Raw genomic sequence first — 23,685 nt, forward strand, 5'->3', positions numbered from 1 at the left:
CGCGGCCGCGGCCGACGATCCGAAACCGGAATCCGAGACGACGATGCCGGTGCGCCGGGTTATGAGCGTGTCCTTGCCGGAAGTTCCGCGACGAGCCGCTGGTGGCTGGAACGCCGTGAACGCGGAGCGAGATCGTCGTCGGAGCCAACGGCTGCGGCCTCAAACAGGTCCTTGGCGGGTTCCTTCGGAGCCTCCTTCCACAGCGAGCGTGCGCAGACGTTGAGGCATCCGCCGTAGAGGGGGCAGTCTCCGCAGTCGAAGCACGGCATCTGGGCGTTCACGGTCTCGGGCCCTGCGGCGGCGCGAGCGACCTTGCGACGAACGCCTCGTCCACGAGACGTACGATGTCGTCGATGCTCCGCTTGCCGTAGCCGCCTTCGACGGTCCGAAACTCGTCTTCCCACGCGGGACGCGGCCGCTCCCCCAGGGCAAAGGCTTCGGGATCCTCGTCCGGTGTCGGGACATGCGTCGAGACGAGGATCGATCCGAGCGAGACGTTGATGTCGAGATCGTAGACGGCCGTCCCTTCGATGCCGGGTTCGTGGAAGGCCAGGACGGTCATCGAGCCTTGGACGGAACCGTCCCCATGTACGGGTTCCTGCAGCTCCAAGGCGGCGTCGATGCCGACCTCGAGGAGTTCGTCGACGAGTTGCCTGAGAGGCGCGACCGCGCGTTCCGCGGATTCGAGGCGGTTCGCCAGGGAGGCGCGTGCCGTGGCGGCGAAAGCGGCGAGACGGTTCATTTCGACCTCCTCCGCAAGCCAGGAATCGAAGCACGCAACGCGCAACGTCGTTGCTTCGAAGAAGTGGACCGTCGGCGAAGCGAAATCCATCAGCGCGGGCGTTCCCCCTCCATCAGGCCGAACAGGCACAACGCCGCCGCGACCAGGCCGACGGTACCGGTCGCGAGCACCAAACGCCATGCGGCCGCGAGCCCGGTGTCAGGCGGATGCGGCAAGGAGACGATCGCTCGGACCCGGTTGTCGTTCACGGGGGAAAGCAGGGCATGCCCGCGGAAGCGTTCGGGTACCGCCCGGATGCGATAGCCGCGCGTGCTGGGTGTCGTGGTCCGCCCGACGCACATCGATGCCCCTCCCGGGGAAAGCTCACGCTCCTCGTAGGAGGTAAGCCGGCGTGTGGTTGGGGCGCAAGGGAGCGTGCGGCTACGATTGCCGGGCGGTGCCAGAATCGGAATCGATAGGGCTTGGGGCCGGTATGCGGCGTATCGTGTCGATGGGTTCGAATCCATGCGCGAAGGTAGGGGCGGCCGCGAGGACGCTTGGAAGAGGAGCATGATCGGGCGACGGAGCGATCAAGCGTTCCTTCGATCATTGGCTATGGGTTGTGGATTTGCTCCATAGTCCTATCGACCGCGTTAGGCCGAACATAACCCTCGTGGAAGGGCAGGGCTTGCCTACGCGCGCCTACGCTGGGAAGAATCGGCGGATGGGGGAACTATCGATGACGGGATGTCCTGCAGGTGCCGACGGCACCGTCCCTTGGGACCGCGCTCCGCTTCGGATTTTCGGGATCGCGACATGGAGCACCGGCTTTTCATGGCCGGCATGCCGGATCGAGTGCGCGATCCCGACCTTCGAGGCGCTCGTTCCGAGAGCGCATGCGCACCGGATATCGATACCGAGCGTCGTGGAGGAGGAGCGGATCCGCACATGGCGCCCCTTCCTGGACGAGCGCGAGCGCCAACACTGGCAGCGTCGTATCGGCGACGCGGCGGACCTCATGTCCGAGGGACCGGCGGTCGATGCTGGTCGCGGATCAGGATCGCCGCCGCTTGCGAACAACGGAACGACGCGAAGGAGTCGAGGATGATGACATCGATCATGGCTGCCGTCGCGATCTGGATGGTGCTCGCGCCGGTGCGGGCTTCGGAGCCGGGCGCGCAGGCCGTCGCCGAAGCTTGGCTCTGGGACGGGTCGCGCATCGTGTGCGGCGAAGTCCCTGGGGGGAAACCGGCGTGCCGACACATCCGGCGGCATTGAGCCCGCATGCACGAGGCGCCAACGAAGAGTCTGAAATGCGGGCGACGAGGAACCGAGGATGACGGGGCCGAGCGCTATCGGACGGAAGGCGCTGGAGCATATCCGGAACTGAGTCCGTATTTCCGGTCTCGCGTCGAAGGGACTGCGCCGGCGCCGGGGTGGTGACTGGTGGAAGAGTCGAGGAGCGTACCATGAGCCCCACGGAACAGGTCGGCCATAACGGCGGTCCGCGCCTGCCGCTGGGGCGCAAGATCTCGGCTGCTCAGGAGCGTGCGCTGCGGATGATCCGAGATCACGGGGATGCATTCCGAGGCCTCACTGGCCGTTCGCGCATCGGGGGGGCGAACAACACGCGATGGTGGCTGCAAAAAGAAGGTCTGGCCGTGATCGACTTCTCGCACGATGTCGCGGACACGCTCACGGAGCGTGGCGCGCGGGTGCTTGCCGCCTGTAGGATGGTCGATTGATCTTGGCTGCGAAGCGAAGGAGCGAACCGATGGACAAAAGCGAAGCTTACCTCGACGGATGGCTCGCGCATGCTCAGGATGTCGGCAGCGACGACAACCCGCACGAGGAGCGCCGCCAGCCGCGATCGCACGCGCAGTGGACATCAGGGTGGTGCGCCCGTTTCAGCGCGGTGAAGCACGGACTCGACCTCACATACGATGACGCTGCATTGGCCGAATAGGTGGACTGATCAGGTCGAGCCCATGAAGAGACGTTCCGGCCCGAAATGTCCCGATTGCGGATCGGCCAAGATGACTGTAGGCGGGATCGTGACCTTCCATTGGCGGAACGGGCACCTTGTCCCTCAAAGAGGCTCGGCCGAAGTCGCGGACGGCGCACCGTTCACCTGCAAAGACTGCGGCGTGGTTTGGTCCGGCAACCACGAGCCGCCTTTCGATCTGGAACGAGAGCCCCCGCCGTTCGAGGCGGCCTAAGGCCGATTACCGAGGGAGGTAGATACCTTGACGAGCGACGACAGGTGGCGCGATCCTGTGACGGGCCAGTATGCCTTTCAGGAGAACTGGGACCGCATGTGCCGCTGCGGGCACACGCTCGGCGCCCATACGGCGGGCGGCTTCCGGTGCCTGAACAACAACGAGACGATCGGCCCGGAATGCGATGGCACGCCCTGTGACTGCCAGAAGTTCCGGCCGAAGCGAGTTCGCAACCCAACCAAGGCTTCCGAGTAGAGGGCTCCAACGAGACATGAGGAAAGAACAGCCATTTATCCCCGGGTTCGAGAGCGAGGAGCAAGCTCGTGAGGCTGGACGGAAATTCTACGAGAAGATGAATGGGGATTTGGGGGTCGAAGGAGTCGATTTCCACCTGTCGCGGAACGAACACCAACGCTGGCACTTCGAGGAGGGGCCTTGCCCTGAGCTGGCCGCCCAAGCCGGCGGCCCGAGGCCGACTTGATGGTGTCGCGCCGTTTGCGAATGCCGGGAGCTGGCCCGGAAGAGCGCAGTCCCAACAAGGCCGCGTTGTCGCGGCGGGATTTCGCGCGACGTCCCAAGTGCTCTGATGAAAGACCATCGCCCGATGGGTGATCGCGGCCTTCGCGCCAGCCTTGCGCCCACAGATCTGGCCTTGCTCCAAGCCCTCGACGAAAACGCCGGCTCCTCTCTGGTTGCGGTCTGCGAGGTTGCCGGCGTGCCTTCGGATCGCACAGGCGTCGCCGTCGCTCACCAGCGGATGCTCTATCTCGAGATGCATGGACTGATCCGTCGGGCGCAAGGTTCAAAGCGCATCATCTGGCTACGAACGTCCGAAGGTACGAAGCAGGCTCGACGGCGGATAGCGGCAGAATCCGTTCCAGAATCCGAGGGAAGGGTAGAGGGTACCCTCTGATCCCTGACGACGTTCCACCTTTCACGGTGAAGGGGGCTCGTTCACCCCTCTGCACCCGCGGGAGTCGCGTACGGCCGCTACCAAGCCGCACGTGAGGCTGCGGGCATCAGACCGATTTCCGGCCAACCAACGCAGAAGGTTCCAGCATGCCTCCGGCATTGCCACCGATGTTCCCTCCCGCTCTCGCAGTGCTTCTAGCTGCCGCCGGCGCATTGCTGTTCCTCGGCCTCTTGGCGATCTCTTGAGACCGCACGGCTTCGAAAGCCTCGCTTTGTCCTCACCGGATTAAGGCGATCGCGACAATCGGCGTGATGTAATCGGGCGCTTGGGCCCATGGGGTGGACCGAGCACGGCCGTCGACGATCAGGATAGGACGCATGCTTCGCCTTTCGCGCACGACAATTCCTCTCGCACTCGTGCTCGCCGCATGCGCCTCCGGTGCTAGCGCCAAGGAGCAGGGGCCGGCCGCCGGGGCCGTGGACGCATGGTTCCGGAGCGCGAAAAAGCCGCTCTGCGTCTCGCGGGACGGCAACGACGTCCCCTGCACCCCTCGAAACGGCCCGCGCTACACGATCGGCTACGCGCCCGGCGGCGGCTCCGCCATCGCCTTCGTCCGCTTCCAGGCCGATCCGACCGGGAACGCAGAGAATTTGGAAACTGCGACGTTCCGCAACGAGGGCGGACGCTGGACCTACGTGCGCAAGGTCCAGAACGTCTTCGGCCAAGGCCCCGACAAGATCGCGTTCGAGGGCGGCAAAGCCGTCTTTACGATGCAGGTCCTGCGCGAAGGCGACGGCCGATGCTGTCCGACTGGAACCAAGCGGTATTCCGTTCAGGTGCCGTAAAATCTGGGCCGGCACGCGGTGCCCGACCGATCGAGTTCGCAGGCTACGAGCCATGTGCCCGGCAGGGCGGAAACGCGCGGACCGTCCTGGACCTGACGGAGACGGTCAGCGCGTAGCTTCCGAAACCAGAACCGCTCGCCCGACTATCGCCGGGCGGGTTCGGACGTCTCGTCGATCCGGCGTTCGAGGGCTTTCACGAAGGCCAGGAGCCATCTGGAGAATTTATCGTTCCAGATGTCATTATGATCCTCGATGATCTCGCTCGTGGTCTCGGCCACCATGAACGGGTTGTTCGGCTGGTATCTATCGACGTCGTTCTTGCGTTGCAGGCATAGGCCTTCCGCCTTGAACGTGTTTGTGGTCTGCGAAGGCTCCTGCGGTCGACAGTCGCTTTCGTCGCCGTTCGTCGTCCTTAGGACATGCGTGGCGAAGTTGCAGTAGTTGCCTACGGTCGTTCTCTGTCGCTCGCTGAAGTCGAATGCCAGCAGTGAACCGGCAGGGAACGCGAAGCGTGTCGCATAATCTCCCGAACTGGAAATAGACAACAGGACAGGGGTCTGCTCCGCAGCGAATTTCTCCTCGTCCCAATCCTCGATTTTCCCCCGTGTGCATTCGGCCGTGGAGAACCCCGGTCCCTTTCTACCCCGCCGGAAGCCATCGATGAACGAGAAGTGGGCCGCCTCGAATGCGGGATTCAGCAGAATGACTGCGTCTGCGGCGGCTTTTATCGGTTTGTAGGTGCCGCGGGCATAGCCGGGGTGAGATCTGTTCGCCTCATATATGATCGACTGGCTTGTTGCGGAAAATAGGATTCTGGCACCGAAGCTATGGCCAAGTGCCAGGAACTGATCCCCTCTTCCTCTCGATGAATTGGAGAACGCGGCGACGCTGCCGACGATTCCGGTCACGACTCCCGAGCGCGCTATATCGTCCGCAACGGCCTTCTTGTCCCAGAAGGAGATGTTTTTGAAAATCCAGGGGAGCCATCTGACGTCGGCCTGCCAGCTGACATAGATGCCGAGGACATTCTTTTTCCCAAGGTTCTCCACTGTGAGACTATCTATGAGTTTCCTGAAGTTAAGGTAGTCCGAGTCGCATGGATCAGATCCGTGCTTCCATCCATGGACGTACAGCAGGGTCAGTTTCGGCAACCCGACGGATTCCTTCCGACATACCCGCCGACTGCCGTAGATGCTGGGGTCCTCGTCGCACGCCAGATCGTACAAGGCTTCGGTCAACTCGCAGCGGTCTACGAACTCGCCGTTGTCGGTGAGCCGTATCACCCTGATGACGCCTTCCGGGCGGGTGATGCTCGGATCGCTTGGGTCTCGGCGGCCCCCTTCGGGTTGACACTTGTACTGCGCTCGATCGGGATATGTCGCGTCGATCGTTCGGGTCGCGAACTTATAGGCGATGATGCAGACGAATATGACGCCTACGACGGACAGGTAGCTTGCCACCTTGCTTCGCTGGTTGCCAACCATGACGAGTCCTATCCCTGGATCGCCTATACTTGCTACGTCATGCAGCTCTCCTTTTTCAAGGCACCATGGAGCCTCTGACCCGAGTTCGAGTTGCACTCCTCCCGAGCCTGCTTCGCTTGGCTTGTGGGGCAGGCCCTAAGGCGTAGGGGCGCCTTCAGGGCGATGTGGAACGAAGAGCCTCAATTCCATTCGAGCAAGCCTACGCCCGAGCCGACCGGCAGCGCGGATCACCCTTAGGCTCCATTGCTTCGTTCTTGGGTGTTAATCCGAAAGGCTGCCCAGCGATCGTGAAGTTGGAACGAAGTGCCGCGTGGCCGCGGCAGCCCTGCCGGCCTTACAGCCTCGGCGACCCTGATGCCGTTGCCAGCGGTCCTGGGACCACCTGAGAGCCGAGGCCCTCCACATGGACGATCCTGTCGCGGATGCGCTGCCACCACGGGTCGGGGTGCGGCTTGGTACGGCCGGATAATTCGGGGTGCGCCTCGAATGCCGCCATGAGCCTGAAGCTCGAGGCGATCAGGTCCACCGCCTGGGCCGGGTCGCCGTCCCGCCGCATTCGCGTTCCGCTCGCGACGTCGTGCCAAGCGCGCACGAGGTCGCTTGGAAGTTCCTGGACCCGAATCCTGAACCTTTCGGCGAAGAATTGCCCCACGCCCCGGGCGAGAAAGACCTCGTCGCGGTCCGTCTGGTAGGCTACGTCCAAGTCGACGACCCTGCCGCGGCACGTCGCCAGCCCACGCTCTCCGCTCCGAAGAGCGGCGATCTCTTCGGCCGCGCATAGACGCTCGGCTGCGACGAAATTCTCCTCATGCAGGATCTCGTCGGAGGCCTTGACCAGTTCGATCCGGGCCCCGTCCCCGCTGACCGACCACCTCGGGAAAGGCGCCACCGTGAGTAGTTCGCCTGCGCATACGGCGAAGTCGGCGGCGGCGCGTTCCTCGATCGCCGCGATCCTGGCGGCGTCGAGGTTCAGATTCCAGGCCGCGGCGAGAGCGGGGTCTCCGATCCTGCCCTTCGCGGCCTGGGCGGTCGAGGGGAGCTGCGGCTCGGACTTCGCGGGCTTGGGCAGCTCCCGTCCCAGGATCTCCGTGCACCAGGGCCCGGCGAAGTTGCCCGCGGGCGTCCTGAAGGTCGACCCGTAGTCGTGCAACTCCTCGTGGCGGCCGAACGGGCGACCGTCCAACCCGAACCGGACGATCTCCTTGCCGCGGGCCAACAGGAAGCGGCCGACGACCGGCAGCGCCTCGAACTCGCGGATCGGGCAAGGAACGATGACGCGGATGCGCTCGCGGCATCCGTCCTTCCGGGACTCGGCCAGGACGGTGGCCATGACCTCGAGGCAGACGGGACTGGGGCGGTGATCGTCGGGCGCGCGCATGGGGTGAAGATAGCTGCGATGTCCGCAAGCCGCCCGCCTCGCCGTTTGCGAACCGTCAACCGATCTTGAAGGAACAACTTCCTCCGATCGCGAAGGAGTGACAGGATGGCTGCATGGCATTCGACATCGACGCATTCGAGGCATCCGACCCGAGCAGGGAACGGGCAGTCTCCATCGCGCTGCGCAAGCTGCTGCGCCGCGGCTACGGCGTGGCCGCCGCGGAAGACGCCTCGACCGGCATCCACCCCTTCCGGTGGGGCTACGGCTCGGAAGGCGAGCGCGGCACGCGCGTCTGGAACGTCGCGGTGCGCAGCGCGCCGGACGACCCGGCCTTCTCGGGGATCCTCGCGATCCGCGAGACCACGATGACCTACCGCACCGTGGATCCGCGCGACGTGCGCGAGACGCACGAGGTGCGCTGGTATGAATATCTCCCGGAATCGGCCGAGGTCGCGGCCACGCTCAAGCGACATGACGGGTACTGAGGCGGTCCGCATGCGTCGACTCGCCCCCCTTCGGGACCGAGACGTGCCGGCAACTGCCGCCGAGAAATGCCCGGTGCGTTTCGTCGATCGCGTTGTGCTTCCACGCTGCGAGCGCGGCATCGACTGGGGTGAGCGCCGGCGTCTCATCGCCAGGAAGGGCGAGTCAATCCTCCTGTTCGTCGTTCCCGGCACCTGGACGCCCGTGTGCGGCGTTCGGGGGTTCGGCCGGAAGTACGTCCCGACCTCGCTCGTTCTCTGGCGGGACCGTCACGAGCGCTTCGCCGGACACGCGACGGATACGCTCGCCCGCGGCAGGATATCCCGGAGCGTGCTCGCAGCCCACGCCGACCGGATCGACGCGGTTTTCGGCGTGCCCGGTCTTGCGGCCTCGCTGGATCTCTCGAAGACCGCGCTGATCGAGACTGCGTCGCCTGAGCGCGAGATCGCGCGAGGAAGATGAGCAAACCGAAACCGCCAGCCTGAGGCCCGAGGCGGCGCTCGCCAGGTCATCGCCGAGATCCCTGAGGAGTGGAGAGCGGCTGGCACTCGTCGGCGACGATACGGCGGGCTTCAGGAAGCAGGAGCGCCCGCCGGCGCGGCGCCGGGTGCCAACACGCCGTCGACGTCGAGGACCGGCATGCCCCGCACGTCGACGACGCCGTCGTAGATCATCGAGCGGCCTGACGGTTCCGGAAACTCCGGATCCGGTCGCAGCAGCTCGACGCGGATCCGGCTGTCGTCCACGACGATGCACCGCCACGACGCCACCTCCTCGGAAGGCACGCTGTCGGCGGCGCCGAACTCGCAATAGTGCTGCAGCATCACGGCCAGGCCGATGGCGGGGTCCGAGGCGAGGTAGACGCCGTCCTCGCACTCCCAGTTTCTGCCGCCGTCGAAGCCCCCGAGGCCGTGCCTCAGGATCGACGGCAGCCGGTCAGCCCTGGTCACGTGGTAGAAAGGCACGGATCAACCGTTGGTGATGTTGACGTACTTCCGATGGATCCATCCGGCCTTGCAGGGACCGGTGTAGGCCTGCCGCGTGGGCCAGGGCGTCCCGGTGTTGCAGTCCATCGAGCGTGGCCCGTAGAGAACGCCGAGCCAGGGGCCCTGCTCGTCGCAGATGACGACCTCGTTCCCGTTGTAGAGGCGGTCGAGCTCGCTGTACGGGCGACCGCCCGGGCCGCTCCGAACGGAGAGGAAGCCGTCGCCTTTCGGGTCCAGACCGACCACGTGACCCGCGCCCACGCAGGCGTCGAACTTGGTGCTGCCGCCGATGACGATCGGCACGTCGATCTTCCCGCCTGCCGCCCATGAGACGGCGGCGCCGTCCGACAGGGACGGGACATCGGCCCTGGGTCTCGTGCCGGCCCGCCACGCGCAGACCTTCGCGGACGCGTTGGACCAGCAAGCGCCGTCGCGCTTCATCGCGCCCAGAGGATCGTGGGCGTGGCTCTCGGCCTCGCGGCCGTTCCAGTTCGCCGTGGCTGTCCCGGTGGCCTCATCGACGTCGACGGTGGCGAAGTGGGTGCCTCCACGCCCGTTGCCGGCCTGGAAGCTGCCACCGGGCTGGAGAAGGATCGGACAGGGCCCATCCAGATAGGTCCGACCCTTCACGGAGATCAGGCACTCGCCTTTGACGGTCTGGTCGGCGGCCGCTTGACCGTATCCCAGACAGACCGAGCCCGCGACCGCGAGCCACGTCAGTATCCGCATCCGACACCCCCCTGAAAGCTTGGGTGCACCATGCCATCGACGCTGCCCGATATCGAGCCGGAAATGTCGGCGCGGCGCGGCGGCCGGTACAGAAGATGCCCTCATGGTGAAAAGCCCGATGGCTAGACTTGTACGGTTCGAAGGAGCGGGATGCACACGCGAGCCGGCTATCGTGGCCCGCCGCATGGCATGAAGCCGGACGTTGCGCTACGATCCGGCAGGAGATCTCGATGAACGTTCACGCGCGCGCCTTCCGCAACGCCGCCACCTTCTCCGGCCTGATGGCTGCCGGCGCCCTCGCGGGCAGCTACACGAGGGCCGACGGCGCCTTCGCGGTGCTCGGCGGTGCCGTGGCGTGCCAGACCGCGGTGATGCTGGCCGCCTGGATCTCGGGCGCCGACGCCCGGACCTGGACGCGCGGCCGGATCCTGACCGCCTGCCTTCCGTCCTACGCGGCGGCCGCGACAGGCCTCGCCCTCGCGTTCGGGCGCGGCATCACGGGGCTTCACGCGACCGACCTCTGCTTCCTCGCCGCAGTCCTCGTCCTCCAGGGTCGCATGTTCGCCGCCCACATCTCCGGCGCCGACGGCAGCCGCGATGCGGAGCCGATCCGGGCGCGCGTTCTCGTTCCTTCTCGGGCGCGGGATGCGGTCGCAAGGGTTCGTCAACCGTAGAGGAAGGAACGACTGGAGGCCGGCGCGGCACGGGTGCATCGTCGGGTCCCGACGACGACGCCTGACCGGAGCTCCATGTCCCCCGACGCCCCCGTTCATTCCTTCGCGCAGCGCTGGCGCGACCGTCGCGAGTACCGACGCCCGTCCGACGAGCGCATCGTCCCCGCCGAATTCGGCGTCGAGATCCTGCGCGATCGCGATGCCAAGGCTTTCGTGACGCAGCACCACTACTCGGGGTCCTACCCCGCCGCGCGCTTGGCCGTAGGACTGATGCGGCGCATCGGCGTCGGGCAGTCCCGCCTCGTCGGCGCCTGCGTCTTCGGCGTTCCCATGAACGAGCGGTCGGTACCCCGCTACATCGGCGTCGAGCCCAATCGGGGCGTCGAGCTGAGCCGCCTCGTCCTCCTGGACGAGGTGCTGTCGGACGGCGAGAGCTGGTTCGTCGCCAGGGCGATGTCGATGCTTCGGGCCGAGAAGCCCGACGTCGTCGGCGTCGTCAGCTACGCCGACCCGACCGAGCGCTGGGATGCGGACGGGAACCGATGCAAGCCGGGGCATATCGGCGTCATCTATCAGGCCCTGAACTTCGGCTACTTCGGCCGGGGCTGCTCCCGCACGCTGGTCCTCTCGCGGGACGGCCGGGTCGTCTCGCAGCGCGCCCTCTCGAAGATCCGCAACGAGGAGCGCGGCTCCGACCACGCTGCCCGGCAACTCGTCGAAATGGGCGCGCCCGAGCGCGACGTCGGCGAGGAGCCGCGGGCCTGGGTCGACCGCGCGCTCCGCTCCGACGCCTTCGTGAGGCTCAAGCATCCGGGCAACCACGTCTACCTGCTCGGACTCGATCGCAAGACCCGCCGGCACGTCGGCACGATCACGACGACGGGCCGCGAAGGCTATCCCAAGGAGTGGAAGCAGGCCGCCTGACGAATGACGCCGGCGCGCCTTCCGATGCGGAACGGGGAAGGGCGAAGGTTGGGCGCGGCGACCAGCCGCCCGAACGGTGATCCCAAGGTGTGCCCCGGTAGGAAACGGCTTCCGCTCGAAGGGGAAAGGCCACTGCGGGCTGGGCGTAGCCCTTCCCGCGGAAACGGCACCCCGCGGTGCGTAGGCGTGCGACAGGTCGGCGCTTTGGCACGCGCGGGGGCGTCACAATGCGGGGATCGTGCCCCGCCCGCCTTGGGATCGCCAGTCGGGCCGCCGGCCGGGACCGCAATCCGGATACCCGTGAGGATGGTACGACGACGGAGGACACACTCGACGATCTCGCGACATCAAGCTCGAGGCGTCGGCGGCCTGGATCCCTGCCGAGCTCCTGCGGGGCGAGCCGGCAGCGACGGGTCTGCCCCAAGCGACACAACCCTGGGTCGCCGGGGGCAAGCATTCCACGTTCCGCTCGGAGCCTCCGGGGACCCCGTCTCGGCGACCGGTAGCGTCCCTCGGACGACTTCCCGCGCGCCTGCCTGGAGATCCGGACGGCAGCGGAGCCCGATCGTGAGCAGGGACGCCGCGGAGGCGGCTTGGCGCACGCCTACGGGAGCGTCGACATCCTGGCGGCCATCCCCGTCGCCTAGTGGCCCCTCGCGCGGGGTCCCCGCAAGGTAGGACCCGACGGTCCGGCAACCGAGCTGCCGCGGGGTCAGACGTCCGAATGGGCGTCGAGTACGAGTTTCGAATGCCCGCTCGCGGGCGAGAGCGTATACTCGCACGAACCAGGCTTGAACTTCGGTCCCGGACCCGTGAGGGTCATGCGGCCGTTCACGAAGGTGACGGGCTTCGGGTAGCGGCCCTTCACGGCGTATTCCGCGGGCGGGCATCCGACCTTGAAGGCGTAGGCCGTTCCCTCGACCGTGCCGTCCTTGCTGAACACGCCGCGGAAGAGGACGTCGCCGGGTTTGACCACCTTCGAGATGGACGCCTTCGGCTTGTCGTAGCGAATCTCGCCGAACTCTTCGTCGACGAGCATGTCGCTGCCGTTGTGATACCAGAGATAGCCGTCGAACTTCTTGCCGTTGTTGCCGATCCGATCCGGGGAGGCTTTCGCAGGCACCGCGGCCGGAGCGGCGGAAGCGGGCTTGGGCGCCAGATCGTTCACCACGGTCGGGCGGCCGGAGGCGCAGCGCTTGTCCGTCACCTCCAACTTGCCCGGATCCTCGATCCTGCCCTTGTCGTCCTTGTAGCCGGGATCGAGGTGGAAGTAGTTCCGGTCCCCGAGGTCTCCCTCCCAGGCGCCCTGCGCGAGGATCGACTTCGTCGCCCGGTTGAACACGTCCAGCTTGCCGCTGGCCGTGTTCCTCGCCTCGCACAGGACGGCGACCTTCCACTCGGCGCGGCCGTTGAAGCTGGAGACGGCCCCGTCGTAGGTGAAGGTCAGCAGCGTCCGGTAATCGATGCCGCCGCGGCTTTCCGTGGCTTCGGCGGTCCATTTGTCCTGGATCGGGGCCGCCACCGTGGGGGCGGCCTGGATCGCGGTGGCGAGAATGGCGAGGAGGCGGAGCTTCATGCCGCCATCATGGACCAGGTCGCGTGAAGAGCCGGTTGCGACGCATCTCGCAAATGTAGGGATCCGACCGCGTGGCTGCGTGGCTGGATGCGGCCGTCCGGGATAGCCGGCGCCGCCGCCCGGACGCGGGAAGGAGCGCACCTGCGCCGACGCGTTTTTCGGACGGCGGCGCTAGGCTCGTTCCATGCCGAGCGCCCTCCGCACCATCGCATCCGACTTCGAGATCTCGGTCGACGTCCGCGATGCCGCGGGCAGAGGGCGGCGGCTGAAGACGACGGTCGTCTGCGAAGTGCCGGTGGTCGCGGACATGCCCGTCGTGGCCACGGCGACGAAGCCGAACGGCTGGTCGTGCACCTGGATGGCTCGCTCCGGGACCGTCATGCGCCCCCTCTCGGAGGTCGTTCGCGACCGAGCGGGCCTCGAGCGGCGGGTGGCGCCGACAGCGCAGGACGCGGAACTGCGACGGCAGACGCTGCACCTCACGGCGATCGACCTCGACTGCCGGCGATCCGACCGGCACGCGCTGACCGGCGAGATCGTCTACGACGCGTCGAACGGAGAGGCGGCCCCCTGGGAGGACGAGGCCGCGTGGCGGGGCTGCGATCTCTCCGCCGCGAGGATGCAGGTGGAGGAGCTCCGCCGCGACGTCTCGCGCCTCCTCGCCGTGCAGGACGGAATCCTCCACCTCGCGAGCGATCTGCCGTCGTGGTGGGTCGATCCGGACCGTGCCGTCGTGCAGCTCGCGGTGCCTCACGGCGTGGTCCGCAAGCGGCAGGACTACCGTCACGCCGGCGGCCACCACCTCGTCTGGACGTATTCCGCCGATCGGCTCGACGACGCGCTGGCCTACCAGCGCAGGCGACGACCGGACGTCGGGATCGACGTGCGGGGCTCCCTCGACTTCCTCGATCCCGCCCACGCTCCGGGGACGAACCTGCCCGATCTCGCCGGCGTGGTCTGCACGTGGCTCGTCGAGACGGTGAGGTACCCGATCGCCGAGCTACCCGCGGACCTGGTCCGACGGTGGCACGACGTGGCGGCCGCGGCGAACGCCGGTTGCAACGACGGGCCGCGACGTGCGGCCGAGATCCTGGTGGGGGCGGCGGCCCTCGCGGAGGACCTGCAGGCCTATCCGGACGCCTTTACGGGCCGCGGATCCAGCCTGCGGTCCAACCCCTTCTGGAACGGCGTCCTCGAGCGGCTGGAGGTGGAGGGCATCCGGACGCTTCCGCCGGCGCGACGCGCGGCGCACGCGGTCGGCGGCTGAAGATATCGAGCGGAATCCGTGCACTCCTTCGGCAGAGACGGCCGGCCGCGGGAACGGGATGGAAAGACGGAATTTCGGGACGCCCAGCCTCTTCCCCGAGGGCGGGCGCTACGTTCCTGTGTCGGGGCGGCTGGCAGTGCCGGACACCGAGGACGGAATGAGGCGGTCATCACATCTCCCCGCTTGGCTTGATCGCCGGGGGTTCTCCGCAGCGACCAAGGCACGGATCGCGGCGGCACTCGCCCTATCGTCCCGCCAGACGTCACCGATGCCGGACGAGGCCGTCGCCGACAACGTGCTCGCCTTTCCTTCGCCGAATCGCGCTGCCGACGCGGGGGCGACGGACCTGGACGCTGGAACGAGCCGGAACTCGGGAACCGGGAGCCGGCGTACAGGCTGATCAGGCGGGCATCTTCAACCGCGGGCTGCGTGCCGGAAGTCGCGGGCGGACATGGCGTAGCGACGGCGGAAGGCGCGGCCGAAGACGCCCGCGTCCCTGAAGCCGCTGGCGAAGGCTATGGACGCTATCGTCTCTCCGTCCCAAGCCCTCGAGAGAAGACGCCGACTGACGAGGTCCAGACGCGCGTCGCGGATCGCGGCGGCGACGCCGCCATCCTGGGCGAAGGCGAGATAGAGCCGGGTTCGGGAAATGCGCAGGTCGGCCCCGACGGCTGCGGGGTCGAGCGAGGGATCGTGAAGGCGGCGCTGGATGTAGGCGAGGACCAGCGATCGGACCGCCGTCGAAGGAAGGTCCTGCCGAGGCCGCCCCCCTTCCAGATTGACGATGCCGCGCACGAGGTGCATCGCCCCCTCGAAGGCGTGGGCCGCTTCCGCATCGGACATGCGCTCGACCGATCCCGCGAAGGACCGAAGATAGTCCGTCAGCAGGACGGAGAGGCCGCTTCCCTGGAACGTTCTTCCGCTCACGTCCTCGGGGATGCCGACGTGGGCCGAGAACAACGACCGGGATACGCTGAGGCGCATTTCCTCGTAGGCCTCGGGTGCGCCGGAGACGAACGGGCGGTCGTTCGTGACGATGCCGATGCCGCCACTCGACAAGACCCCGCCGCGGCTGCCCTGCTCGTGATGTGCGCGGCCGCCGAGAAGGAGGCTCAGCGAAACGTCGTCGTTGCCGTCGCGGCGGATGCTCTCGATCCTCCTCTCGACGACGAGAGGACTGCTGCAGGTGTGGAACAGGGTTCCGTGGGAGGTGAGTACCGCCAGCCGTTGCGCCGCGAAGGGCCGGGCGTCCTGGACGGGTGTCGCGGCGACGCGCGAGAGGGCCGTGCTGCGCCAGTAGTCGAAGGTACGGCCGGCTTCGATGCCGGCCGTCGATTGTCTGCTCACGAAGATCACGGCGTACCGGTCCGGGAATCACGGGGAGGGCCGCCCCTCCCCGAAGCCCGATACTGGCACGCTGGTCTCTTTCGGGCACGATGAAATTCGGGACACCCGAACGTCCCGATCCAGCGAGGCCGGATCGCCCTCGGCTCAGGCGGCTCGGCGGCGTCCGCGGGTCTTGGGTTCCTCGACGGCAGCCTTCTTCGGCTGCTCGACGGCGAGCTTCTTCGGCTGCTCGGCCGCGGCCGACGCGGAGACGCGACCCAGGCCGATCGCCCTGGCGAGCTCGGACCGCTGCGCCGCGTAGCTGGGAGCGACCATCGGGTAGTCGTTCGGCAGGCCGTAGCGGGCGCGGTACGAGCGTGGATCGAGGCCGCGACCGGTAAGGTGGCGCTTGAGCGTCTTGTAGGACTTGCCGTCGATGAAGGAGATCAGCCCATCGTGCGTGATGGACTTGCGGATCTGCGCGGCTGTCGGCTTCTCGACCTCGTCTTCGGCCGCAGCGGGCGCCACGCCGGTAGCGAGGTTTTGCAGGGACCCATGCACGGAAACCAGAAGCGCGGGAAGCTCCGTGGGCGAAACGTGATTCCGGCTCACGTAGGCGGAAACGATGTCGGATGCCAACGTGACGAAGTCGGTCGAGGGGTGTTGGATTGAATCTTCAGAAGACACCACAATCTCCGGTTGCAAGCCTGCGTTTTGGGCAGATCGAAGCCCAGCGCGATCTTTCGCTGATCGGCGATCTATTCGGACTGAACTTCGGATTCAACCCCGGGTACGCAGACTTTTGCGGTTGCGCCGTCGGGACTGCCGGAACGACGGTTAACGAACCGAGCGGACGCGCCGGTTTTTCATCGCTTCGACATATGATCCGACACGTGCCGACGGATGTTTCTCGTGACCGATGCGCCCGACGTTTTCGAGATCCATGCCGAGATCGACGTGTTCGATCGGGAGAGTAGGGCGTGCCGTCTGCAGTTTCCGGTGAACTGCGGTCCGAACCTAGTGACGGACCCGTTGCCGGTGGTGGGGCGCTTCGCGCTGGAAGGGCTCCGTCTTGATTACGTCGGATACGAAGGTCGGTCCTACGCCCCCACCGCGTTCCTGCTGCCGGGCGGCAATCTCGCCGAGATCTACGACGATAGACTGCCCAGCCATCCCATAGGCATGGATTACGTGACGACCACGAGATTTCGGCACGCGTCGGGCCGACGCCTGACTTCCGGAGACTACCGGACGGTTGGACGAGGCGACGCCGGTCTCGCCGAGCGCTACGGAACCGATGCGCCCGCAAGAATGGATCGCGCGGCTGAAGAACTGAAGGCTGCGGTCGGGCGACGCTTCATCGTCGCCGACGGCCGTCCCTACGTGCAGACGAGCTTTCCCACCTGGATGGCGGATCCCGCTCTGGGCGTCGTCCGCCTCGAAGTCCCCGCCTTCGCCTGCGCGCCCGACCGGCATCTCCTCAAGTTCGGCCTCACCCGTCTGGAAGAAGCGCGCGCGTTCGTGTCGGCCATCGGCGACGGACGTTGGCCAGAACCCCGTGTCCTGGGCGTCGTCGAGGAGCTCGACAGGGATTTCGACGATCGGAACGATGCCGCTCAGATCTGCATCGCCGCGAATGCCTACCTGGGCGAGGTCTTCGGACGTCTCGTCCTCGGGATGCCCGGCCACCTCGTTCGAGCATGGAGGGATCTGCGCGAGATCGAGACTATCGTCTCCGTCGGCGAGGGCTGGCGCGCCTCGGCGATGCTGCCGGACGTCCTGGGGCTGATGGATCACGCCGAGGCGGTGGGCTGCGTAGACCCAGGGAAGGCCGGGTGCGGCTGGACCCATCTCCGGACGAGACTCGTCTCCGTCGAGGGTGTCATTGCGACGCCGTCCGTTCCTCTGGAGGCGCCCCGTCCGTGAGCGTGATCGCCACATGTCCCGTACGGGCCGTCATCCCCCTCGACGTGGTGGAGCGCGGCGGCATGGCCCGTCGCATCTCCGTAAGGGTCGAGGGCGCCATTCCCGTCGTCCGCGACGACCTGCCCGTCGTCGCCAGTGTCAGGCTGGCGGGGTCGCTCACCATGTGCGGCGGAGAATGGCCGCGAGGTCCCGAACTCCCGGTCGACTACGCCGGCCGTGAAGGCAGGACCTACGCCAAGGTCCTGCTCCCCTACGGACTCGAGCCCGACGACCTCCACCCGAGGGACGGCATCTCGCTCCTGGGCAAGGAGGTCGCCATCACCGGGATGATGTCCGTCGACAGCCCCTATCACGCCGCCACGGGACGGCGGGAGGCGGAGCCGGACGGGCAGCCGGCCCTCGCATGGACGACGGATCTAGCGGAGCGGTACGACCTGACCTGGGCCGCGCCGGTGGTGGCCTCGTTCCGACGGGGAGCGGCCGACAACCTGCTCTTCGCGGGCGGGCGGCTCTACAAGTCCGCTCCGCTTCCGCGGTGGTGGGCGAACGCATCCGGCAACGAGATCTCGCTCGAGGACAGGCGGATGACGACGGCCGACCGCGATGCGGATATCTTCGACGTCGATCGTCTGGAGGATGCGCGTCGCTACATGGCTCTCGTGACGCGAGGGCGCCAAGGACCCTTCCGCGTGGTGGGCGGCGTCGACCGTGTGGATACGGCCTACCTCGACGGCGCGAGGAACGACCTGTGCGCGACGATCGCGCCGTGGATCGCGAACCGCTACGCCCGCTATCTCGCGGACCTGCCGGGAGACCTCGTCAGGCACGCCCACGACGCCGCGAACTACGTCACCGACGGCCTCGTGGACCGCGGGAGCCTGCTGCCGGCCCTCTGCGAACTCCTGAGGCGCTCGGGCACGCTGCCGCCGACCCGTCGCGGCGAGTTCCCGGAGAGTGCCGTCCAGGCTCTGCTGGTCCGGCTCCACGGGGTCGAGGGCGTGCCCGGCTATGGAGAGTGGCCTCAGGACTCGACGCTGCGGCCCTGAGGGCGCCTATGGGCGCGGGGCCGGGGCATCCAGGTCGTCGTCGAGGAACGCTGCATACGCGGCCTCGCGCGCGGCCTCCTCCCGAACCGCGAAGTCGGCGTTGAAGCGGATGGCCTCCAGGATCTCGGCCCCGCGCGCGGGCCGCTCGTCGCGGTCGGATAGTACGAGCGTCTTCGGGCGCTCCCGATCCGCGTATGCCTTGAGATCCTCCTTCGGGTCGGTTCCGAACGTGGCGTGGTTGGCCATGATCGCCGCCATGCCGACGCTTTCGACCTCCTCGTCGACGTCGGGAACGACCATGACCTCGCCGTCGTCCAGCACGAAGTAAGACGCGAACACAGCCAAAGCTTCGAGCCCGTCGATCGTCCGCGGACCGGACAGGTTCGATACGACGTGGCGCATCAAGCCGTGTCGCGCGTCACCGTCCAGACCCAGCAGCGCCGTGAACGCCTCGCGGCTTGCGGAGTGGGCGAGCAGGTCCGACACCTTCCGCCTGACCTCGCTCATGCGGTGCTCGAAGTCGGCCCGGATGGCGGCCTCGAGTTCGTCCTGGTCAACGCCGTCGGGCGGGACGTCATGCTTCGCCACCACGTTCTCCGGCATCGGCTCGTCTCCCGTCGGGGCCGTCGATTCGAAGGTGGGGCCCCGCCGCGCAAGAGGCCAGCCCCTCCGCAGCGCCCGGAACGCATTGCGGTTTTCATCGCCGGTATCCAGCCTGCGGGGTCCGCCCCGAAACCCCAGGTCCAAAATGCTTGCAGGCCGCCGCATCCTCGTTGTCGAGGACGAGTATTTGAACGCCCTGCTCATAGAGGACGTCATCATCGAGGCCGGAGGCGAAGTCGTCGGTCCGGTGCGCAGCAACCGCGACGCCCTGGACCTGATCGGACGCGCACCGATCGATCTCGCCCTGATCGACGTGAACGTCGCCGACGGCGATACGGTCCCGACCTACCGCTTGCTGCGCCACCACGGCGTTCCGACCATGGTGTGCACCGGCGGGATGGTGCCGCCGGAGATGCGTCGCGAGGGCTTCAACGGCCCCGTCTACGCCAAGCCGGTCTCGCCCTCCGAGATCGTCCGCGGCTTGGAGGGGATCCTGGAAGCCGAGCCCTCCGCCGAGACGGAACATGTGCCGGCGGCCCCGGGCGTGCGCTGAGACCTGAAGGCGTCTCCTCAGGCTGCCGCCTCCCCGCGGCTCGCCCGGCCAGCCTCCATCGCCGCCCAGCAGGCGCATTCGCGCACACAGCCGTCGACCACGCGGTGGGCGCAGTAGAAGACGTAGCCGCCGAGCGCCCGCTCGAGCCAGAGATAGTCGAAGTCCGCTTCGACCAATCCCTGCGGGTTCGCGCGACGGAACGCGCATTCGGGACAGGCCTTGCGCCAAGGCCGACCGTCCGGGTGGCTCGGCGGCAGGCCTTCCTCGTCGAGGCGGGAACTCAGAACAGCTCTCCCTGAACCGGAACAGGCATCGCCACGCCGGCGACCGGCCGATGCCGATTGCGGATCCGCCATAGCTCGGTGGCCTGACAGGCTTTGCCGGGTTGCCCGAACACGTCGGAGAGACCGGACTGCGCCTGGAGGACGTGGAGCAGGTCGGGATTCTCCGCAACATGGAGATCCCAAAGGCGTGCGTAGAGCAGCCGGACGTCTGCCATGTTCACCGCCCGCCGGCCTTTGGCCGCGCGCCAGCCGAGGCCGGTCGCCCCGTCCTCGAAGACCTTCGCGGCCTGATAGATCTCTTCGATCGAACGTCCGCCGTGGGAACGCAGACGGGCCGAGAAGGCGCTGAAGCGTTTGTCACCCTTGGAGGAGCACTCGAGAAACGGCGTCTCGCCATGCCGGATCACGGCGTCCTCGTCCGAAGCAATGGAAAAGCGGCTGCGCCACGCTGCGGCGGCCGCTCGGTCGCCAAGCTTAGATCGACGAAGGTACGGAGGAAAAGCCTTCACACATGGCTTATCCTCGTCGGCATGCGCATCCTCGAAACGTCGAGGTCGTGCATGCCGCGGGGCCGCCGACCATTCCAGTGGCTCCGGAAGCTCGCAGGACGTTCCGTCGAGCGCCCATCGCACCTGACGAGAGGCTTTTCGGAAGCGCGGGCGTGGACCTTCCTGGCGGATTGGCGCGATCGCAGAGCCTGAGCGTCACGATCCGCCGAAGAAGTCCGAGAGCAACCTGCTGCGGTCCGCTTCGGGGAGGAACTCGAGCAGGACGTCTGCTGCCTCGGGGTTGACCGACAGGAGTTCCTCGGCTCTGGCCAGCATGAGGGCCATGAGCCGGGCTTTCGCTTCTCCCGTCGGGAGCGCGTCGAAGGCCGCGCGCTGGCGACCCAGGCGCATGCGGGCCGAAGTTTCCAGGCCCGGGCACCGTCGCTCGCCCCCGCTCAGTTCTCCGACCCTGCCCATCCGCGTCTCCTGCGGCCCCGAAGTCGCCGGCGGCCCGGGTCGACCGCCTTCGAGAGCAAGGCAGTAGTCCACGTTCGTCGAATGACAAAGGGGTGGGGCATCCCAAGATTTGGGGATGTAAGTTTTCAATCTTATGTCCACACTGGGAAAAGCCGTGATGATTCAGGCCACCTTGCACTTGTCCTGACATGCACTCGGTAGTTTGCGCCGCTTGGCGGGGCGATGACGTCGCCAAAAGCCGCGTGGGAGGGCCCGAGGCTGCCGTTCGGCGGAATCCCGCAACCATGTGCCGGGCGATGGGGAAGGACGTCGCATTGGGAACGGCGGTCTCTCTCGGAGAGCACGTTGACCCTTGCGACGCTCCTCCCGATCCTTCGGCGAAGGAGCTCGCCATGTCCGCAGCAGAAATCGCCGTCCGCCGCATCGTCGAACAGTACGATCGACCGCAACCGGCCTCGTCCTCGCCTCTTCTGAGCGCGATCGCGAATATGAAGCCCGACCGCCACGACGTCGCGGGCGCCGTCACCATCGCGGAGGAAGCGCTGGCCTCGACGGACGAGGACGACGCCTTTCGGGACACGCTCGAGCGGATCCTCGAGTTCAGGCGCACAGACAAACGCTACGATACCCGGGACATGGCGGGCATCGTGTCCATCTGCACGGAGGCCTTGGCCTCGCACGAGCAGGCATGCACCGCGGGTCCGCGACCATAGAGGGGTCGCCCCCTCCGGCACGGTTCGGGCGGTACGCCACGGCTCGATGCGGTGACGCTCCGATGCACCGGCAAGGACCGGCCTGCTCGGCCCCGTTCGTTGCCCGGGGCCTTTAACGCTTCCATAGGAGTGTCGGCGTCATTCTCGGCCCAGCGGCAGGCAAGGACGCAGCGATGGCTTGAGGGCATGGATTCTGATCTGGCCGCTTGGCTGGAAGCATCGCGGATCGCCCTCGGGCACAGGCATGACGCCGCTCCGCGAGCACCGGTGAGAGCCCGGATGTACCGGCAAGGCCCACGTCCAGCCCCAGGCAGCAACCGCACGCGATGACCAGCATCCTGACCAACAGATCGGCCCTGATCGCCCTGCAGACGATGCGGATGGTCAACCAGCAGCTCGACGCGACAGGCAACCGGGTCTCGACCGGTCAGCGCATCAGTTCGGCAGCAGACGGGGCTGCCTACTGGGCCATCGCCTCCACCCTGAAAGCCGACAATGGTTCGCTCGGTGCCCTGGAGGATGCGATCAGCCTCGACAGAAACTCGGTCGATGCCGCCGCGGTAGGCCTCACCAAGGTCATCGACCAGCTCAGGACGATCAGCAACGCCCTCGTGTCGGCCGCGAGCGCCAACACCGACCGCGGCAAGCTGCAGAACGACATCGAAGTCGCTCAGGTCGCGATAAGGAACTACTCGGACAACACGGTGATGAACGGCTCGAACTGGCTCTCGATCGACTCGAGTAAGCCGGGCTTCAGCTTCGACATGGATCTCGTTTCGGCTTTCTCGCGCAAGAACGGGTCGGTGTCCGTCAGCACGACCACGCTGAGCATCGGCTCGTTCTTCCTCTACGACGCCAATCCCGCGAATACGTCGAACGCCGATCTCGCCCAAGGCTGGGCAAACGTCGTCGCCGCAGTGAACCGGGATACCTCCGCCAGCCTCGCCATCGCCGTGAGTCTCGGCGGCGGAGACCGGGGCGGCTTCATGGACACCGCCTATTACATCGGCGCCGGCTCCGACACGATGTCCGTTGCGACGCTCGACATGGAATCCCTCACGTCGTCGGATGCCGACCAGAGAAAGCTTCTGACCTATCTGAAGATCGTCGACGCGACCACGCAGCAGCTGCTGACCGGCGCCTCGAAGCTCGGCTCGATGTCGACCTTGCTGAAGGCCCAGCAGGAGTTCACCCGGCAGCTGATGGACATCAACACCTCGTCGATCGGCTCGCTCGTCGATGCAGACGTCGAGGAGGAGTCGACGAGGCTGAAGGCCCTGCAGACCCAGCAGCAGCTCGGCATCCAGTCGCTCTCGATCGCCAACGCCAGCTCTCAGAACGTCATGAGCCTGTTCCGATAGTCGGCGTGCTTCGGTATCCATCCCGTCGGTCGGCTGCAACGGCCTGATCGCTCGTCGGAGAAGGACATGCGGGAAGCCGAGCTCGATCACGCCTTCGCCGAGGGTCTCGAACGTTCCCCGCATCTACGCACGTGGTTGCTCGCCGGTGGCCGGTTCGCTCGCTACGCGCGGACGGCAAGGCTTATGCAGGCGGAGCAGGCCGCGGCCAGGAAGGCCGCCCACTGGTGGAAGCACTGGTGGTGCACGATGCCGGACGGCACCCAGGGCGAGACCGACATCTTCGCCGTCTTCGAGGATCCTTCCGCCGGCCGCTTCGCCATTCACGTCGAGAACAAGCCGCCCCACGGCGTGCTCGGGTACGCCCAGGCGGCCGCCTACCGGCGCCGGGCGGCCTTCAAGGCGAACGACCCGCGCTGGCTCGACTATAGAGACTTCGAGACGGTGTTGCTGGCCCCGGCCGCTTTCCTGGAGGCGCACGGCGAGTGCCTCCGGCAGTTCGACCGGGGGATCGCCTACGAAGAGGTCGCGGAGTTCGTGCCGCTGTTTGCCCGCGGGGCCGCAGCTGGAAGCAGCTAGCTGCCGGGGCGGTGGAGCCTCCGAGGACTCGTGCCTGGAAAGAGGACGGTACATCCCGCCTCCGTCTCGGCACCTTCGTGGTCGCTTCGGCTGTGGAGCCCAGCATCGGCGACCGGGCCTGCGGTCAGGGCCT

The 23,685-nt window shown here is 67.0% G+C and carries 28 protein-coding genes; 15 read left to right on the forward strand and 13 right to left on the reverse strand.

Annotation, left to right across the window (positions count from 1 at the left end; genetic code table 11):
- Positions 1–277: 277 nt before the first annotated feature.
- Both MFF56_RS06510 and MFF56_RS06515 read right to left on the reverse strand, forming a co-directional pair.
- Positions 278–922, reverse strand: a complete 645-nt coding sequence (locus MFF56_RS06510) for a hypothetical protein (RefSeq protein ID WP_238229797.1) — start codon at positions 920–922, stop codon at positions 278–280.
- An 815-nt stretch (positions 923–1,737) separates the two neighbouring features.
- Positions 1,738–1,941, reverse strand: a complete 204-nt coding sequence (locus MFF56_RS06515) for a hypothetical protein (protein ID WP_238229798.1) — start codon at positions 1,939–1,941, stop codon at positions 1,738–1,740.
- Positions 1,942–2,190: 249 nt separating this feature from the next.
- Here MFF56_RS06515 and MFF56_RS06520 point away from each other — a divergent pair, with 249 nt between their 5' ends.
- The 4 genes from MFF56_RS06520 to MFF56_RS06535 all read left to right on the forward strand — a co-directional run bounded on the left by MFF56_RS06520 (position 2,191) and on the right by MFF56_RS06535 (position 4,698).
- Positions 2,191–2,466 carry a hypothetical protein gene (locus MFF56_RS06520; RefSeq protein WP_238229799.1) on the forward strand — a complete coding sequence of 92 codons (276 nt, stop codon included), beginning with the start codon at positions 2,191–2,193 and terminating at the stop codon, positions 2,464–2,466.
- Between the two features lie 29 nt (positions 2,467–2,495).
- A complete protein-coding gene (locus tag MFF56_RS06525) occupies positions 2,496–2,687 on the forward strand; it encodes a hypothetical protein (RefSeq protein WP_238229800.1) in 192 nt (63 codons plus the stop codon).
- A gap of 280 nt (positions 2,688–2,967) precedes the next feature.
- The gene (locus MFF56_RS06530) at positions 2,968–3,195 is read left to right on the forward strand and encodes a hypothetical protein (RefSeq protein ID WP_238229801.1); all 228 of its coding nucleotides are present in this window, start codon (positions 2,968–2,970) and stop codon (positions 3,193–3,195) included.
- A gap of 1,035 nt (positions 3,196–4,230) precedes the next feature.
- A complete protein-coding gene (locus MFF56_RS06535; RefSeq protein ID WP_238229802.1) occupies positions 4,231–4,698 on the forward strand; it encodes a hypothetical protein in 468 nt (155 codons plus the stop codon).
- A gap of 143 nt (positions 4,699–4,841) precedes the next feature.
- On the opposite strand, the gene MFF56_RS06540 is transcribed toward MFF56_RS06535, so the two are convergent.
- Together MFF56_RS06540 and MFF56_RS06545 are read right to left on the reverse strand one after the other, a co-directional pair.
- Complete coding sequence (locus MFF56_RS06540) at positions 4,842–6,182, reverse strand: hypothetical protein (protein ID WP_238229803.1); 1,341 nt, start codon at positions 6,180–6,182, stop codon at positions 4,842–4,844.
- Between the two features lie 334 nt (positions 6,183–6,516).
- Entirely contained in the window at positions 6,517–7,512 is a 996-nt protein-coding gene (locus tag MFF56_RS06545; RefSeq protein WP_238229804.1) for a hypothetical protein, read from the reverse strand.
- 161 nt (positions 7,513–7,673) lie between these two features.
- On the opposite strand from MFF56_RS06545, the gene MFF56_RS06550 reads away from it, so the two are divergent.
- Together MFF56_RS06550 and MFF56_RS06555 are read left to right on the forward strand one after the other, a co-directional pair.
- Positions 7,674–8,045 carry a hypothetical protein gene (locus MFF56_RS06550; RefSeq protein ID WP_238229805.1) on the forward strand — a complete coding sequence of 124 codons (372 nt, stop codon included), beginning with the start codon at positions 7,674–7,676 and terminating at the stop codon, positions 8,043–8,045.
- Positions 8,046–8,055: 10 nt separating this feature from the next.
- Complete coding sequence (locus MFF56_RS06555; RefSeq protein ID WP_238229806.1) at positions 8,056–8,505, forward strand: hypothetical protein; 450 nt, start codon at positions 8,056–8,058, stop codon at positions 8,503–8,505.
- 110 nt (positions 8,506–8,615) lie between these two features.
- Here the strand turns inward: MFF56_RS06555 and MFF56_RS06560 are convergent, their stop codons facing one another.
- Together MFF56_RS06560 and MFF56_RS06565 are read right to left on the reverse strand one after the other, a co-directional pair.
- The gene (locus MFF56_RS06560; protein WP_238229807.1) at positions 8,616–9,008 is read right to left on the reverse strand and encodes a hypothetical protein; all 393 of its coding nucleotides are present in this window, start codon (positions 9,006–9,008) and stop codon (positions 8,616–8,618) included.
- A 3-nt stretch (positions 9,009–9,011) separates the two neighbouring features.
- Positions 9,012–9,758: a hypothetical protein gene (locus MFF56_RS06565; protein ID WP_238229808.1), complete on the reverse strand. Its 747-nt coding sequence runs from the start codon at positions 9,756–9,758 to the stop codon at positions 9,012–9,014.
- Between the two features lie 230 nt (positions 9,759–9,988).
- On the opposite strand from MFF56_RS06565, the gene MFF56_RS06570 reads away from it, so the two are divergent.
- Together MFF56_RS06570 and MFF56_RS06575 are read left to right on the forward strand one after the other, a co-directional pair.
- Positions 9,989–10,432: a hypothetical protein gene (locus MFF56_RS06570; protein WP_238229809.1), complete on the forward strand. Its 444-nt coding sequence runs from the start codon at positions 9,989–9,991 to the stop codon at positions 10,430–10,432.
- Between the two features lie 75 nt (positions 10,433–10,507).
- Positions 10,508–11,356 carry a Mom family adenine methylcarbamoylation protein gene (locus MFF56_RS06575; protein ID WP_238229810.1) on the forward strand — a complete coding sequence of 283 codons (849 nt, stop codon included), beginning with the start codon at positions 10,508–10,510 and terminating at the stop codon, positions 11,354–11,356.
- A gap of 712 nt (positions 11,357–12,068) precedes the next feature.
- Here the strand turns inward: MFF56_RS06575 and MFF56_RS06580 are convergent.
- Positions 12,069–12,932 (reverse strand): hypothetical protein, encoded by an 864-nt coding sequence (locus MFF56_RS06580; protein WP_238229811.1) that lies wholly within the window; start codon positions 12,930–12,932, stop codon positions 12,069–12,071.
- Positions 12,933–13,116: 184 nt separating this feature from the next.
- Between MFF56_RS06580 and MFF56_RS06585 the strand changes: the two genes are divergently transcribed.
- The gene (locus MFF56_RS06585; RefSeq protein ID WP_238229812.1) at positions 13,117–14,199 is read left to right on the forward strand and encodes a hypothetical protein; all 1,083 of its coding nucleotides are present in this window, start codon (positions 13,117–13,119) and stop codon (positions 14,197–14,199) included.
- A 414-nt stretch (positions 14,200–14,613) separates the two neighbouring features.
- On the opposite strand, the gene MFF56_RS06590 is transcribed toward MFF56_RS06585, so the two are convergent.
- Complete coding sequence (locus MFF56_RS06590; RefSeq protein ID WP_238229813.1) at positions 14,614–15,546, reverse strand: helix-turn-helix domain-containing protein; 933 nt, start codon at positions 15,544–15,546, stop codon at positions 14,614–14,616.
- A 144-nt stretch (positions 15,547–15,690) separates the two neighbouring features.
- Positions 15,691–16,164, reverse strand: a complete 474-nt coding sequence (locus tag MFF56_RS06595; RefSeq protein ID WP_238229814.1) for a Ros/MucR family transcriptional regulator — start codon at positions 16,162–16,164, stop codon at positions 15,691–15,693.
- A 264-nt stretch (positions 16,165–16,428) separates the two neighbouring features.
- Here MFF56_RS06595 and MFF56_RS06600 point away from each other — a divergent pair, with 264 nt between their 5' ends.
- Together MFF56_RS06600 and MFF56_RS06605 are read left to right on the forward strand one after the other, a co-directional pair.
- Positions 16,429–17,451 (forward strand): hypothetical protein, encoded by a 1,023-nt coding sequence (locus MFF56_RS06600; RefSeq protein ID WP_238229815.1) that lies wholly within the window; start codon positions 16,429–16,431, stop codon positions 17,449–17,451.
- Positions 17,448–18,497, forward strand: a complete 1,050-nt coding sequence (locus tag MFF56_RS06605; protein ID WP_238229816.1) for a hypothetical protein — start codon at positions 17,448–17,450, stop codon at positions 18,495–18,497. The genes MFF56_RS06600 and MFF56_RS06605 overlap by 4 nt, the downstream gene beginning before the upstream one ends.
- Before the next feature lie 6 nt (positions 18,498–18,503).
- On the opposite strand, the gene MFF56_RS06610 is transcribed toward MFF56_RS06605, so the two are convergent.
- A complete protein-coding gene (locus tag MFF56_RS06610; RefSeq protein WP_238229817.1) occupies positions 18,504–19,100 on the reverse strand; it encodes a hypothetical protein in 597 nt (198 codons plus the stop codon).
- Between the two features lie 145 nt (positions 19,101–19,245).
- Between MFF56_RS06610 and MFF56_RS06615 the strand changes: the two genes are divergently transcribed.
- The gene (locus tag MFF56_RS06615) at positions 19,246–19,653 is read left to right on the forward strand and encodes a response regulator (RefSeq protein ID WP_238229818.1); all 408 of its coding nucleotides are present in this window, start codon (positions 19,246–19,248) and stop codon (positions 19,651–19,653) included.
- A gap of 17 nt (positions 19,654–19,670) precedes the next feature.
- On the opposite strand, the gene MFF56_RS06620 is transcribed toward MFF56_RS06615, so the two are convergent.
- From MFF56_RS06620 to MFF56_RS06630, 3 genes are all read right to left on the reverse strand, one after another.
- Positions 19,671–19,829, reverse strand: a complete 159-nt coding sequence (locus MFF56_RS06620) for a hypothetical protein (RefSeq protein WP_238229819.1) — start codon at positions 19,827–19,829, stop codon at positions 19,671–19,673.
- Positions 19,830–19,933: 104 nt separating this feature from the next.
- Positions 19,934–20,446 carry a hypothetical protein gene (locus MFF56_RS06625; protein WP_238229820.1) on the reverse strand — a complete coding sequence of 171 codons (513 nt, stop codon included), beginning with the start codon at positions 20,444–20,446 and terminating at the stop codon, positions 19,934–19,936.
- A gap of 195 nt (positions 20,447–20,641) precedes the next feature.
- Positions 20,642–20,836, reverse strand: a complete 195-nt coding sequence (locus MFF56_RS06630) for a hypothetical protein (protein WP_238229821.1) — start codon at positions 20,834–20,836, stop codon at positions 20,642–20,644.
- Positions 20,837–21,294: 458 nt separating this feature from the next.
- Between MFF56_RS06630 and MFF56_RS06635 the strand changes: the two genes are divergently transcribed.
- The 3 genes from MFF56_RS06635 (at position 21,295) to MFF56_RS06645 (ending at position 23,552) form a co-directional block, all read left to right on the forward strand.
- Positions 21,295–21,615: a hypothetical protein gene (locus tag MFF56_RS06635; RefSeq protein WP_238229822.1), complete on the forward strand. Its 321-nt coding sequence runs from the start codon at positions 21,295–21,297 to the stop codon at positions 21,613–21,615.
- 326 nt (positions 21,616–21,941) lie between these two features.
- Positions 21,942–22,976: a flagellin N-terminal helical domain-containing protein gene (locus MFF56_RS06640; RefSeq protein WP_238229823.1), complete on the forward strand. Its 1,035-nt coding sequence runs from the start codon at positions 21,942–21,944 to the stop codon at positions 22,974–22,976.
- Positions 22,977–23,042: 66 nt separating this feature from the next.
- Positions 23,043–23,552, forward strand: a complete 510-nt coding sequence (locus tag MFF56_RS06645) for a hypothetical protein (protein ID WP_238229824.1) — start codon at positions 23,043–23,045, stop codon at positions 23,550–23,552.
- Positions 23,553–23,685: the final 133 nt, after the last annotated feature.

This window comes from Methylobacterium hispanicum (assembly GCF_022179285.1).
Classification (GTDB): domain Bacteria; phylum Pseudomonadota; class Alphaproteobacteria; order Rhizobiales; family Beijerinckiaceae; genus Methylobacterium; species Methylobacterium hispanicum.